Origin of the sequence: Oryzihumus sp. (assembly GCF_036391795.1) — a bacterium.
GTDB lineage: Bacteria > Actinomycetota > Actinomycetes > Actinomycetales > Dermatophilaceae > Oryzihumus.
Window position 1 is genome coordinate 1 of sequence record NZ_DASVZH010000031.1, and the last position, 12706, is coordinate 12706.

The following is a 12706-nucleotide window of genomic DNA, read 5'->3' on the forward strand; positions in this document are numbered from 1 at the left end:
GGGTGGCACTCGGCCATGTTCGAGCCCTGGATGACGATGCAGTCAGAGTTCTGCAGGTCCTGCTGGAACGTCGTGGCGCCGCCGCGACCGAACGAGGCCCCCAGACTGGGGACGGTGGCGCTGTGTCATATGCGCGCCTGGTTCTCGATCTGGATGGCGCCCATCGCGGTGAAGAGCTTCTTGATCAGGTAGTTCTCTTCGTTGTCCAGCGTCGCGCCGCCCAGCCCGGCGATGCCCAGCGTGCGTCGAAGGGGTCGGCCGTGCTCGTCGGTGTCCTGCCAGGTGCGGGCCCGGCTGGCGACGACGCGGTCGGCGATCATGTCCGTGGCCGTCTCCAGGTCCAGCGGCTCCCACTCGGTGCCGTGCGGCCGCCGGTAGAGCATCGCCGTCTGCCGGCGGGTGCCGTTGACCAGCTGCTCGCTGGCGGATCCCTTGGGGCACAGGCGTCCTCGCGAGACCGGCGAGTCCGGGTCGCCCTCGATCTGGACGACCTTGCCGTCCGAGACGTAGACCTTCTGGCCGCACCCGACGGCGCAGTAGGGGCAGACGCTCCGGACGACCGTGTCGGCGGTCTCGGTCCGGGGACGCCGGGTCGCCGTGGCGGCGGAGCGCACCGCGGCCCCCCGGCCCAGGTCGTCACTCCCGCGGAGCTGCCGCAGGACGGGCCAGTCGAGGAACACCTTGCGAGCGGACACGATCCCACCTCCCGCATCCATGGTGCCCCGCCGTGGCGAGTTCAACCACCCGGCGTCGTCACGACGTGCGCACGTCCGTCTCGGTGTGCCGCTCGAAGGAGTCGAGGGCCTCGGCGCACAGCCAGTCGGTCATCGCCTCGGCCGTGCCCGGTGCGCCGCCGTCGCCGAGGCGCGTCACCAGGTCCTCGGCGATACGGTGGACCTTGACGTTGGCGGCCTGCGACTTCGCGGCCAGCAGGTGGAAGGCGGTGTCCGCGTCGACGCCGAGGGCGAGCATGACCGCGCCCTTGGCCTGCTCCAGGGCGCCCCGGTGCTGTCGCGCGGCCTCGATGGCGAGATCCGCCTGTTCGCGCACGTCGCCGGCCAGCGTGTCGGTGACGTCGACGACGTAGCCGTGCACCTCTGTCAGGACGCCGTCCGGGCCCCGGCCACGGCCGACGATGACCACCGTGCGCGTCCTGCCGCGAGCATCGACCAGCTGGCGGCGCACGCTGAACGGAGCACCGGAGCGCAGGGCTGCCCGGACCGCCGCGGTGCCGGCCCCGTCGTCGCTGGGGTGCTGGTGCGCCAGCAGCAGCTCGGTGCTCGGCACTACCTCTCCGGGGGCGAAGCCGAGGATGCGGTAGAGCTCCTCCGACCACGCCCATCGCCCGTCGCGCACGTCATGGACGAACGCCCCGACTCGCTGCGGTGCGCCGCCTCCGAGCGCACCGACGACCCCTGTGCCTCCCACGCCACCAGCATGGCACGTACGTCGCGCCCTGAGGCCCGTCCCCCTGTCGGTCCACGAATCGAAAAAGTCGCCGCCAGGGTGTTGACACCCGGAAACCTCGCTGAAATCGTTCTCAGAAATCGTTTTCAGAACGGACGGGTGATGAGCACGATCCACGACGTGGCCCACCGGGCAGGGGTGTCGGTGTCCACCGTGTCCCGGTGGCTGGCCGGCCAGCCGGTGCGCTCGGCCCAGGCCGTCGCGCAGGCGGTCGACGAGCTCGGCTACAAGCCCAACGTCATGGCCCAGTCGCTGAAGTCCGGGCGCCGCGGGGCCATCGGCGTGGTCGTGCCGGACATCTCCAACCCGTTCTTCGCCGCGGTGGTCAAGGGCCTGGAGCAGGCCTGCCGGCAGCTGTCCTACCGCCTCCTCCTGGCCAACAGCGACGAGTCCAACGAGCTCGAGGCCGAGATCCTCGCCGACCTCACCGGACGCGTGGACGGCTTCATCCTCGCCCCGGCGCACGAGCAGGACCGCGCGACGCTGCGCCTGCACGACGCGGGTGTGCCGGTGGTCCTCATCGACCGGGAGGTCGAGGGCGGCGAGCTGTTCGACGTGGTGGTCGTCGACAACGTCGGCGGCGCGGCCTCCGCGGCCCGGCACCTGGCCGGACTGGGGCACACCGAGATCGCCATGATCAACGGCCCGGTCGACACGACGCCGGGGCGCGAGCGTCGCGAGGGCTTCCTGGCCGCCCTGGCCGAGGCCGGCATCGAGCTGCGCCCCGAGCACGACCTGACCGGCGACTTCCGGGAGGGGTCCGGCCGCAACCTCACCCTCCAGCTGCTCGGCCTGCCCCACCCGCCGACCGCCATCTTCACCGCCAACAACCTCATGACCGCGGGAGCCCTGACGGCGATGCGCGACATGCGCGTCGACGTCCCGGGCGAGGTCTCGATCGTCGGCTTCGACGACCTCAGCCTCGGGGACCTGCTGCGGCCGCCGCTCACCTGCGTGTCCCGCCCGGACGTCGAGCAGGGTGCCCTCGCGATGCGGCTGCTGCTCTCGCGCATCGCCGACCGGAGCCAGGACCCGCCGCGCCGCGTCGTGCTCGACACCCACCTCGTCGTGCGCGGGAGCACGGCACCCCCGGCGCCGCGGCCCTCCCGGCGCGCCCCGCACCGCGCCGGCCGCGCCTGACCCGGCCACCCGGCATACCCCTCAGACGACCCGAAAGGACCTCTTCGCGTGCACCCCACCGGCGTCCTCGTCATCGGCAGCATCACCGCCGACGTCACCGCCTTCGCCGACCGCCTCCCCACCCCCGGGGAGACCGTGCTGGGCAACGACTTCACCCTCGTCCTCGGCGGCAAGGGGGCCAACCAGGCCGTCGCGGCCGCGCGCTTCGGCGCACCGACGTGGATGGTCGGGTGCGTCGGCACCGACCCGTTCGCCACGCTGACCCGCGAGGGCCTGCAGGGCCACGGTGTGCGCACCGACCGGGTCCGCACCGTCGAGGGGCCCACCGGTGTGGCGCACATCCGCGTCGATGCCAGCGGGCAGAACGACATCGTCATCACCCCGCTGGCCAACGCCCATCTGGCCGAGGAGGACGTGGACCGTGCCCTCGCCGAGCTCGACGGCCAGGTCGGGGTGCTCCTGCTCCAGCTCGAGGTCCGCTCGCAGGTCACGGCGTATGCCGCCCGTGCCGGTCGCGCGGCCGGCCTCACCGTCGTGCTCGACCCGGCCCCGGCCGTCCCGGTGCCCGAGGAGGTGTGGCGCGAGGTCGACATCGTCACGCCCAACGAGACCGAGGCCTCGGTCCTGACCGGAGTGAGCGTCACCGACGCCGACAGCGCCGAGCAGGCGGCGGCGTGGTTCCTCGAGCGCGGCGTGCGCACCGTGGTCATCACCCTCGGCGGACTCGGTGCGGTGACTGTTTGCGCCGACGGCGGGCAGCGATCCGAGCCGTTCACCGTGCAGGCCGTCGACACCACTGCGGCCGGCGATGCCTTCACCGGCACCCTCGGGGCGGCCCTGGCCCAGGGCGACGACCTCGACCGGGCCCGCACCCACGCGATGGCCGCTGGAGCGCTGGCCGTCACCAAGCCGGGCGCCAGCCCGTCGCTGCCGGCCCGCGACGAGGTCCTCGCGCTCGTCGCCCGCCGCGCGAGCACCGTCCCCGCCTGACCCACCCACCGACCAGGAGGTCCCCGTCCCATGCGCCGCAACAGCGGAACCCTCAACGGCCAGCTGGCCCGTGTCATCTCCGAGACCGGTCACACCGACCAGGTTGTCGTGACCGACGCCGGCCTGCCGATCCCGGCCGGGGTGGAGCGGGTCGACCTGGCCCTGACGCCCGGGGTCCCGGCGTTCCTCGACGTGCTCGACGCCGTCCTCGACGAGCTCGAGGTCGAGGGTGCCCTGCTCAGCGAGGAGATCCGCGAGACCAGCCCGCAGATGCTCACCGAGATCGAGCAGCGGCTTGCCGCGCGCGGCGTCACCGCCCGGCTCGTCCCGCACACCGAGTTCAAGGCCGCGACCGGTGCCGCCCGGGCGGCGGTCCGGTCGGGGGAGTTCACGCCCTACGCCAACGTGCTGCTCACCGCAGGCGTCGTCTACTGATCCGGAGCCGACATGTTGCTTTCCGTGCACGGCGTGCGCAAGGCGTTCGCCGACAACGAGGTCCTCAAGGGGGTCGACCTCGCCATCGACGGCGGTGAGGTGGTCGCCCTCGTGGGCGAGAACGGAGCCGGCAAGTCCACCCTGACCCGCGTCATCTCGGGCGTGCACCGCCCCGACAGCGGCCGCGTCGAGGTCGGCGGGGAGGCGGTCACCTTCCGCAACCCCCAGGACGCGATGGCCCGGGGCATCCAGGTGATCTACCAGGAGTTCCGGCACAACCTGTTCCCGCACCTGAGCGTCGCGGAGAACCTCTTCGTCAAGGAGGACGGGCGCCGTTTCGGCCGGGTCCTGGTCTCGCGCAAGGAGATGGCGCAGGCCGCCTCGGCCGCCATGACCGACCTCGGCATGGACATCGACCCGCATGAGCGCGTCGGTCGCCTCGGCGTGGCGGAGCAGCAGATGGTCGAGATCGCCAAGGCCATGGGCCACGACCTCAAGGTCCTGGTGCTCGACGAGCCGACCGCCGCGCTCGACGACCGCGAGTCCGAGGCGCTCTTCACCCAGGTCCGCCGCCTGCGCGAGGACGGGGTGGGTGTCGTCTACATCAGCCACCGCCTCGACGAGGTCTTCGCCCTGGCCGACCGGGTGGTGGTGCTGCGCGACGGGGTCGTGGCCCTGTCCGGCCGCACCGAGGACCTCAGCCGCGACCAGGTGGTCGCCGCGATGGTCGGGCGCACCGTGGACGACTTCTACCCCAAGGCGGCCAACGCCCGCCCCGACGGCGCCGCGTTGGAGCTGGACGGCCTCACCTGCGCCGGTGAGTTCGCCGACGTCAGCCTCACGGTCCGCCCCGGGGAGGTCGTCGGCCTCGGCGGGGTGCTGGGCTCCGGCCGCGGCACGCTGCTGCGGGCGCTGTTCGGGCTCGAGCGGCTGGACGCCGGGACCATCCGCGTCAACGGTGAGGCCGTCCGCCCCGGCAGTCCCGCGGCCGCGATCCGGGCGGGCATCGCCTACCTCACCCCCGAGCGCGGCACCGACGGCCTGTGCGCCCAGCGCTCGGTGGCCGAGAACATCTCCCTCGCCGCCCTCGGCGCCCACACGTCGCGGTGGGGCTTCGTCCGACGTGCCTCCGAGCGTCGGGCCGTGCGCGAGACCATGACCGGGCTGAAGGTCCGGGCGGCCTCACCCGACATCGCCGTCGGCTCCCTGTCCGGCGGCAACCAGCAGAAGGCCCTGTTCGGCAAGTGGGTGATGACCCGCCCGAGCGTGCTGCTCATGGAGGAACCGACGCGCGGCGTCGACGTCGGGGCCAAGACCGAGATCTACCGCATCATCAACGAGCTCACCGCCGACGGCGTCGCCGTGCTCATGGTCAGCTCCGACCTGCCAGAGCTGGTCGCCATGTCCGACCGCGTCCTCGTGATGCGGGCCGGCCGCCTCGCCGCCGAGCTGACCGGCGAGCACATCACCCAACAAGCCGTCCTCGAGCACGCCCTGGAGGTCGTGTCGTGAACCCCACCCTTCGCCGCGTGGCCAAGGAGCTGCGCGCCGCCTGGATGCTCCTCGCGGTGTGCGTCGTCCTGGCCATCGCCTCACCCGTCTTCGCCACGTCGGGCAACCTGCTCAACGTCGCCCTCGCCACCTCGGTGACCGCGCTGCTGGCCGCCGGCCAGACCTTCGTGATCATCCTGGCCGAGATCGACCTGTCCGTCGGGGCGGTGCTCGGGTTCTCCGCCGCCATCACGGCGCTGACGTTGCGGCACCAGTCCACCGTGACGGCCATCGTCGTGGGCCTGCTCGTCGGCGCTGCGGCCGGGCTGGTCAACGGCCTGCTGGTGACCAAGACCCGCATGCCGTCCTTCATCGCCACCCTGGCCACGATGTCCGTGCTGGGCGGCCTGACCCTGCAGCTGAGCCAGGGCAACCCGATCGCGGTGACCGACTACGACTTCCAGAACATCGGCCAGGCACGCGTCGCCGGGATCCCGGCGCCCGTGTGGATCATGGCCCTGGTCTTCATCGGGTTCGGCGTCCTGCTGGCCCGCACGCGGTTCGGCCGCTACGTCTACGCCACCGGCGACAACGCCGAGGCGGCCCGTCTGTCGGGCATCGCCGTGGACCGCGTGAAGATCCTCGCGTTCGTGATCAGCGGCGTCCTGGCCGCGCTCGCCGGGTTCATCGTCTCGGCCCGGCTCTCGACCGCGGAGCCGACGGCCGGCACCGGACTGGAGCTCGAGGCGATCGCGGCGGTCATCATCGGCGGGACGAGCCTGGCCGGAGGCCGGGGCGACCTCGTCGGCACCATCGTCGGCGCCCTCATCCTCGGCGTGATCGACAACGGCATGAACCTGCTCGACGTCAGCCCGTTCCTGCAGAGCGTGGTCAAGGGCCTGGTGATCCTGTTCGCCGTCCTCCTCGACCGCAACGCCGACGTCATCCGTGGCTGGTTCCGGCGACGCCCGCCGGGCGCCACGGCCCGGACCGACCAGGACGCGACCGAGCTCGTGTCCGCCTGAGCCCCACCCACAGCGCAGTCCCGAAGCAGTCGAAGGAGATTCCCGTGCGTCACAACACCACGATGCTCGCCGGCGTGGCCCTGCTCAGCGCGGCCGGGCTGGCCCTGGCCGGATGCAGCCGCCCCGGTGCGGAGGCCGGTGGCACCAGCCACACGGCCAGCAAGAGCAAGAAGGCCGTCATGGTCATGAGCACCCTCAACAACCCGTTCTTCGTGTCCGTGAAGAACGGCGCCGCCGCCCAGGCGTCCACCAAGGGCATCCAGCTCGACGTGCAGAACGCCAACAACAGCGACTCCACCGCGCTCAACCTGGCCACCACGGCGCTGACGAAGCAGCCCGGCATCCTGATCCTCGACCCGGTGGGCAGCCAGTCCGCGACCGCCAGCGTCACCGCGGCGAACACGGCCAACATCCCCGTCATGGCCTTCGACCGCCACCCCGACGGCGGCAAGCTCGCCAGCTTCGTGGGCTACGACGCGATCCAGGCCGGCCGCAACGCCGCCGACGCCCTCGCCAAGGGGATGGGGGACAAGGGCACCGCCGTGGAGATCCAGGGCATCCTCGGCACCAACGTGGCCCAGGACCGCTCCAAGGGCTTCGAGGAGGAGATCGCCAAGCACCCCGGCATCAAGGTGGTGGCCAAGCAGGCGGCCGACTTCGACCGCGGCAAGGCGCTCAACGTCATGACGAACATCCTGCAGGCCAACCCCAACATCAACGGGGTCTACGCCGCCAACGACGAGATGGCGATGGGCGTGCTGGCTGCGCTGAAGTCGCGCAACCTCGCGGGCAAGGTCACCCTCGTCGGCAACGACGGCATCTCCGACGCCTTGGCCGCCATCGCCTCCGGCGAGATGTACGCGACCAACGCCGAGTCCCCGTTCGAGCTCGGCCAGCGGGTCGCGGACATCGCCGCACAGGTGATGTCCGGCTCCTCGGTCGAGGCCGACAAGAAGCTCGAGGGCCAGCTGGTCACCAAGGCCGAGGTCAAGGCCTACGCCCAGCACCTGACCCAGATCGGTGACGGCGCCGACGTGCCCGCCTCGCTGAAGTAGCACCGCCACACACGACCGCGGCGGCCCGGGCCGGGCGCCGCGGTCGTGTGTGTCACGCAACCGCGCCGCCGGGCCTCAGGCCATCGGCTGGGCGTCCGCCCCGGCGAAGAGCTCGTAGGCGAGCTGCGCGCGATACCGCAGGCGGGGGGAGGCCTCCTCCCACGCCTCGGCCAGCGCCGCCTTCTCCTGCTCGCGCTCGGCCGAGGGCACCCACAGGGCCTGCCTGGCCGGTGCGCTCCCGCCGTAGCTGACGCCGGCACCGACGGTGGTGCGCGCGGCGCGCAGCTGCTCGCGGCTGACCGTCCCCGACTCGAAGCCGAGCAGCACGGGCGACAGGCTCGAGCGGGCGGTCGCCAGCTCGGTGCACTCCCGTCGCTGCTCCTCGTCCAGCAGCGGCTCGGCGTAGTCCGTGCCGAACCGGTCGTTGACCCGGCGCACCACCGCGCCCAGATCCCGGGTCAGCCGCTGGAGCTCGCCGACGACCATGGCATCCCGGTGGGGGAGCAGCTGCTCGTAGAAACGGGCGTAGGCCACCAGCACGTCGCGCAGGTCGACGTGCGGCTCCCGGACCAGCTGGGACAGCACCGCCGGCCGGGGTGCCCGGATGACCGCCAGGGCCGGCAGCCCGCGCCGGGCCGCCACGACGAGCTGGGCGCTGGCGTGCAGGTGGTGGGCCAGTCGCACCGGGCGCGGCTGGGCCAGCTGGAAGGCGTACACGGTGAAGGTGCTGCCGCAGCGCGTGTAGCCGTCGATGACCATCTCGGTCTCGTCGCTGATGACCTCGGGGCTGGGCCCGGGGTAGCGACGGCGCGCGATCGGCAGGTACAGCGCGGGGCTCTCCGAGAGGCGGACGCGGGCCAGGTGGCGGGCCCGGCGCAGCGGCGTGACGTGCGCGGCCCGGGTCATGCGGGCACCTCAACCCCGGCCGGGCGCAGCGGCAACAGCTCGTCGAACAGCCGCAGGTACGCCGCCTCCTGGTGCTCCCACGCCACCCGGTCCCTGACCCGCTGCTGGCCGGCCGCACCCAGCCGGGCCCGCAGCCCCGGGTCTCGGGTCAGCTCGTCGACGGCGGCGGCGAACGCGGCGACGTCGCCCGGCGTGGCGTAGCGACCGCTGTCCCCGCCCAGAGCCCGCGTCTCGCGCAGGTCGAACGCGACGAACGGCAGGCCGGAGGCCATGTACTCCATCACCTTCACGGGGCTGACCTCCGGCCCCATGTTGGGCTCCAGGCCGACGTCCGCCGCGGCGAGCCGGGCGAAGACCTCGGCCTCGTCGAGCCAGCCGGTGAGCTCGACGTGCTCGCGCAGCCCGAGCCGGTCGACCAGCGCCTCGGTGTCGGGGCGGGACTCCCCGTCGCCGATGAGGACGGCCCGGACGTCGGTGCGCCCGCGCTCGCGGACCAGCCGGGCCAGGGCCTCGACGAGGAGGTCGAGCCGGTCCTGGGGTCCCATGAGGCCCACCCAGCAGCAGACCGCCCCGTCCGGGCGCGGCTCCCGCGGCGGGGTCACCCGGTCCAGCCGCGGGCCGTTGCCCACCACGGTGACGTCCTCGGCGGCCAGCCCTCCGCGCCCGGTCACCACCGCGCGCAGGGTCTCGTTGACGGTCACGACACGGTCGGCGAGGCGGAAGCTGGTCCGCTCGCAGGCCAGCAGGAGCCGGTGCACCAGTCCGCCCGCCCCGCCGTATCGCGCGACGTACACCTCCGGGGACAGGTCCCGCTGGTCCTGGACCACGGTCACCCCGAACAGCCGGAACGGTGCGGCGAGGGTGAAGTAGATGTCGGGGGTTCCGGACACCTGGAGGACCCCGAACGGCCGGGTCAGCCAGACCCGCCACGTCAGGGCCGCGGCCATGAGCCACGACCAGCCGTACTCCCGCACGAACGCCAGGCGGCTCTGCCCGTCCGGTGGCGCGGGGTAGTCCAGGACCCGCACCCCGGACAGGGCGTTGCCCGGGTCCCGCCGGCAGATGACCGTGACCTCGTACCCGGCCGCCTGGAGCGACGACGCCTGCTTGCGCAGCCGGTGGTCCCGCGCGAGCGAGACGTTCTCGACGACGAGCAGGACGTGCCGGCGCGCCGTCCGCCTCACGCGACCCCCTTGTGGCCGGCCTCGTCGGCGACGCGGGCCAGCTGACGGGCCTCGTCGGCGGACGCCGCCGCCCGGCGTGCCGGGTCGCGGCGCCGGATCCCGGCCCCGCGGGCGCTGCAGCCGGCGGTCAGCAGGCTCCACACCGGACCGACCGACGCCTCCCGGGCCAGGCGGTGTGCGGCGCGGACCGCCGCGCGGTCGGACAGCTTCGTGTCCGCGACGAGGATGGCCAGGTCGCCCTGGCGCAGGGCACCGATGGTGGCCGCCGACGCGGTCACCGGGGCAGCCTGCACCACGACCACGTCGTGGGTCTGCGTGAGCTCGTGCACGGACGGGCCGAGCCCCGCCGCGTCGTACAGCTCGAGCAGCGGCACCCCGTCGCCGAGCAGCCCCTCCAGGGCAGTGCGGGACGGGGGGTCGGCCACGACGGCCACGGTGCAGCCGTTCTCCGCGGCGGCCGCGGAGAGGTTGGCGACCACCACGTCCCGGGCCTCGCGGTCTCGGTCGTCGGCACACGTGATGACCACGGTCGTGCTGCCCAACGGCAGCATCGGGTCCAGGACCCGGGTGCGCAGGAAGCGGTAGGACTCCGCGACGGAGGACTCGGGGCTGGAGGCCAGGACCAGCCGGCGCGCGCCCTTGACCCGGGGGCGGGGCAGGACCGCGAGCACGGGCGCGTCGGTGAGGGCGGCCAGGCGCCCGGCCCCGCGCACCCGCCGATCTCCTCGGTCGAGCAGGGCTGCGGCGCCGACCGCGAGGGTCAGGCCGAGCAGGACCGCGGCGCCGATCTGGAGCAGGGCGCTGGTCCCTGCCGGCGCGGTGGGCGTCGTCGCGGGGGAGATGACCTCCGCCTTGAGCGGGACCGGGCGGCTGCCGCCGGTGTCGCCCGTCGCCCGGAAGTCGACGTACGCGGCGGCGAATGCGTCGGCGGTGCGCCGAGCATCCTCTGCCGTGGCCTCGGTCGCGTGAAACTCCAGGACATGGGTGTCCACGGGGACCGCCACGTCAACGCCCTTCGCCGCGTCCGTGGGGGACGTCGCCAGCGTGTCGGCCGCCTCGGCCGTCACGGCGCTGGAGAGTGCGAGCATCTTCTCGGTGCCCATGTCCGGCACCGGTGCCGCACCGCCGTTGGGCAGGATCTGGGGCTCCACGACCACCCGGGCCACCGACGTGTAGGAGGCAGCCTGGGTGTGGCTGTAGGCCGCGGCGCCGAGCCCGACGACGGCGGTGAACGCCAGGATGAACACGGTATGGGCGCGCAGCAGGTTGCGCGGCCGGTCCTCGACGGCACCGCCGCCGGGCATCTGGGTCAGGGTCATGTCGCCACCGCTTCCTCAGGGTTGGCCGCCGCCACGGCGGGAGGTGAACCGTTGCCACGCCCGGTCTGGGCGAGGGCGGCAAGGATGAACAAGGCGTCCGCGGCTCCGCGGTACGTCAGGTGGGGGTCGAAGAGCATCAGCACGGTCATGACGACCACCCCGACGAGCAGTCCGGTCGCCGCCGCCCCCACGGCGTCGTGCCGGGCCCTGCTGACCACCCGGGCGTGCCGGGTCGAGGCCCACACGAACCACACGAAGGCGAGCAGCAGCAGGACGCCGCCGCCCCAGACCAGCCAGGTGTAGCCGCTCTCGATCCAGACGTAGCCGGTGGCCTGGGACGGCACGACGACCCGGGCGCTCGGGCGCACGCCGAGCAGGACGTTGCCGGGGTCGGTCAGCTGGGGCCAGAAGTAGCTCTGCAGGTTGCGCAGCCTCCCCTGCCAGCTCTCCGGCAGGCCGGAGGCGGTTCCGAAGCCGGTGAGCCGGACGGCGATGATCGGCCAGGCCACGAGCGCGGCCAGGGCGCCGAGCGGCAGGCCGAGCAGCAGCATCCGGGGCCGGCGCACGACGATCGCGGCGACGACCGCGCCGATCACGAGGCCGAGCGCGCTGGAGAACTCACCAGCCGACACCGCCGCGATGACGAACAGCACCCCGAAGCAGGCCAGTACGCGGGGCCGCCGGGTCCGGCGGGAGAGGCCCACGAGCAGCGCCAGGTTGTAGATCATCAGGTCGGCGACGGCGGCCGGCAGGGCGAGGGTGGAGCCACCGCGCGGGTTGGCCAGCGCTCCGACGTTGCCGTTGGGCACGAAGTACGTGGCCAGGATGCTGCGGACGTGCATGAGGTTCAGGGCCTGGAGGATCGCGATGACGGCGACGACCCCCGCGACACCGATGGACAGCCGGATGCACTGGCGCACCTGGGTCTCGGTGCGGATGCTCACGCGGACGATGAGGTAGACCGCGCCGAACTTCCACATCACCAGGGCGTAGAGCAGGTCGTCGGAGGTGACCGGGCGCTGCCGCAGCGCCATGAACAGCAGGGGCAGGACCGAGCTCGCCACTGCCATGGCGAGCAGGGACCACTCGATCTGGCTCAGGCGGAGGCGCAGCCGGTCTCCCTCGCGGACCCGGACCAGCCAGCGCAGGACCAGGCCGGCGCCGACGAGGGCTGCGACGGCCTCGTTCGGCCGCAGCACGGGGATGGCCGAACCGCGGTCGATGCCGGCGGTCAGCGGGGTCACCACGATGAGCGCGTATGCCGCGACAGCCGGTCGCAGCGCGACCGTCACCACCACGGCGGCGACCAGGACCAGGGCCACGGCCACGCGGGGCTGGGTCACGCCCAGCCACGCCGCGAGGGCGGCGGGCACCGGCAGCAGCAGCGGCCAGGCGCGGGCGACCGCGCGTTGCGCCACGGTGCGGCGCAGGTCGACGGCAAGGCTCATGTCAGCTCACCCCGCAGGCGGCCCCGCCGGCCGACGCTGCGCAGCAGCAGCCCGAGCTCGGGGGCGTGCACGGCGGAGGAGGCGCCGGCATACGTGCCGACGCCGACGGCGGCGCAGACCAGCACCGTCACGGCTGCCCCTGCCTGGCCGGTCAGCGCGGCCGACAGGGCGCGGCCGGCCAGCCACACCGGCACGGCCATGGCGCCGGCCGCGGCCAGGGTGCGGGCCACGGAGGGGAGCAGCCGG

At 73.4% G+C, this 12706-nt stretch carries 13 protein-coding genes; 6 read left to right on the forward strand and 7 right to left on the reverse strand.

The window, feature by feature from the left end:
• Together VF825_RS01520 and VF825_RS01525 are read right to left on the reverse strand one after the other, a co-directional pair.
• Nucleotides 1-716 (reverse strand): molybdopterin-dependent oxidoreductase (locus tag VF825_RS01520; protein WP_331109404.1); only part of this gene is annotated, 716 nt, incomplete at its 3' end.
• A gap of 37 nt (nt 717-753) precedes the next feature.
• Complete coding sequence (locus tag VF825_RS01525) at nt 754-1428, reverse strand: PAS and ANTAR domain-containing protein (protein ID WP_331109407.1); 675 nt, start codon at nt 1426-1428, stop codon at nt 754-756.
• 141 nt (nt 1429-1569) lie between these two features.
• Here VF825_RS01525 and VF825_RS01530 point away from each other — a divergent pair, with 141 nt between their 5' ends.
• The 6 genes from VF825_RS01530 to VF825_RS01555 are packed head-to-tail and all read left to right on the forward strand — an operon-like array spanning nt 1570 to nt 7603.
• The gene (locus tag VF825_RS01530) at nt 1570-2607 is read left to right on the forward strand and encodes a LacI family DNA-binding transcriptional regulator (RefSeq protein ID WP_331109409.1); all 1038 of its coding nucleotides are present in this window, start codon (nt 1570-1572) and stop codon (nt 2605-2607) included.
• 48 nt (nt 2608-2655) lie between these two features.
• Nucleotides 2656-3597 carry a ribokinase gene (rbsK, locus tag VF825_RS01535; protein WP_331109411.1) on the forward strand — a complete coding sequence of 314 codons (942 nt, stop codon included), beginning with the start codon at nt 2656-2658 and terminating at the stop codon, nt 3595-3597.
• A 30-nt stretch (nt 3598-3627) separates the two neighbouring features.
• Complete coding sequence (rbsD, locus tag VF825_RS01540; protein ID WP_331109413.1) at nt 3628-4032, forward strand: D-ribose pyranase; 405 nt, start codon at nt 3628-3630, stop codon at nt 4030-4032.
• A 12-nt stretch (nt 4033-4044) separates the two neighbouring features.
• Entirely contained in the window at nt 4045-5544 is a 1500-nt protein-coding gene (locus tag VF825_RS01545) for a sugar ABC transporter ATP-binding protein (RefSeq protein ID WP_331109415.1), read from the forward strand.
• Nucleotides 5541-6548: an ABC transporter permease gene (locus tag VF825_RS01550; protein WP_331109417.1), complete on the forward strand. Its 1008-nt coding sequence runs from the start codon at nt 5541-5543 to the stop codon at nt 6546-6548. Before VF825_RS01545 ends, VF825_RS01550 begins: the two co-directional genes overlap by 4 nt.
• Before the next feature lie 44 nt (nt 6549-6592).
• The gene (locus tag VF825_RS01555) at nt 6593-7603 is read left to right on the forward strand and encodes a substrate-binding domain-containing protein (RefSeq protein WP_331109419.1); all 1011 of its coding nucleotides are present in this window, start codon (nt 6593-6595) and stop codon (nt 7601-7603) included.
• Between the two features lie 75 nt (nt 7604-7678).
• On the opposite strand, the gene VF825_RS01560 is transcribed toward VF825_RS01555, so the two are convergent.
• From VF825_RS01560 to VF825_RS01580, 5 genes are all read right to left on the reverse strand, one after another.
• Nucleotides 7679-8509 (reverse strand): hypothetical protein, encoded by an 831-nt coding sequence (locus VF825_RS01560; RefSeq protein WP_331109421.1) that lies wholly within the window; start codon nt 8507-8509, stop codon nt 7679-7681.
• The gene (locus tag VF825_RS01565; RefSeq protein ID WP_331109423.1) at nt 8506-9693 is read right to left on the reverse strand and encodes a glycosyltransferase family 4 protein; all 1188 of its coding nucleotides are present in this window, start codon (nt 9691-9693) and stop codon (nt 8506-8508) included. The genes VF825_RS01560 and VF825_RS01565 overlap by 4 nt, the downstream gene beginning before the upstream one ends.
• Nucleotides 9690-11012: a hypothetical protein gene (locus tag VF825_RS01570; protein ID WP_331109425.1), complete on the reverse strand. Its 1323-nt coding sequence runs from the start codon at nt 11010-11012 to the stop codon at nt 9690-9692. The genes VF825_RS01565 and VF825_RS01570 overlap by 4 nt, the downstream gene beginning before the upstream one ends.
• Complete coding sequence (locus tag VF825_RS01575) at nt 11009-12460, reverse strand: hypothetical protein (protein ID WP_331109428.1); 1452 nt, start codon at nt 12458-12460, stop codon at nt 11009-11011. Before VF825_RS01575 ends, VF825_RS01570 begins: the two co-directional genes overlap by 4 nt.
• On the reverse strand, nt 12457-12706 hold a 250-nt coding region (locus VF825_RS01580), incomplete at its 5' end, for a hypothetical protein (protein ID WP_331109430.1). The genes VF825_RS01575 and VF825_RS01580, both read right to left, overlap by 4 nt.

What these genes read in the sequence shown, in the direction of transcription:
- VF825_RS01570 (WP_331109425.1), bottom strand. Translation starts at nt 11,012, where the DNA reads ATGACCCTGACCCAGATGCCCGGCGGCGGTGCCGTCGAGGACCGGCCG.
- VF825_RS01545 (WP_331109415.1), top strand. Translation starts at nt 4,045, where the DNA reads ATGTTGCTTTCCGTGCACGGCGTGCGCAAGGCGTTCGCCGACAACGAG.
- VF825_RS01560 (WP_331109421.1), bottom strand. Translation starts at nt 8,509, where the DNA reads ATGACCCGGGCCGCGCACGTCACGCCGCTGCGCCGGGCCCGCCACCTG.
- VF825_RS01530 (WP_331109409.1), top strand. Translation starts at nt 1,570, where the DNA reads ATGAGCACGATCCACGACGTGGCCCACCGGGCAGGGGTGTCGGTGTCC.
- rbsD (WP_331109413.1), top strand. Translation starts at nt 3,628, where the DNA reads ATGCGCCGCAACAGCGGAACCCTCAACGGCCAGCTGGCCCGTGTCATC.
- VF825_RS01575 (WP_331109428.1), bottom strand. Translation starts at nt 12,460, where the DNA reads ATGAGCCTTGCCGTCGACCTGCGCCGCACCGTGGCGCAACGCGCGGTC.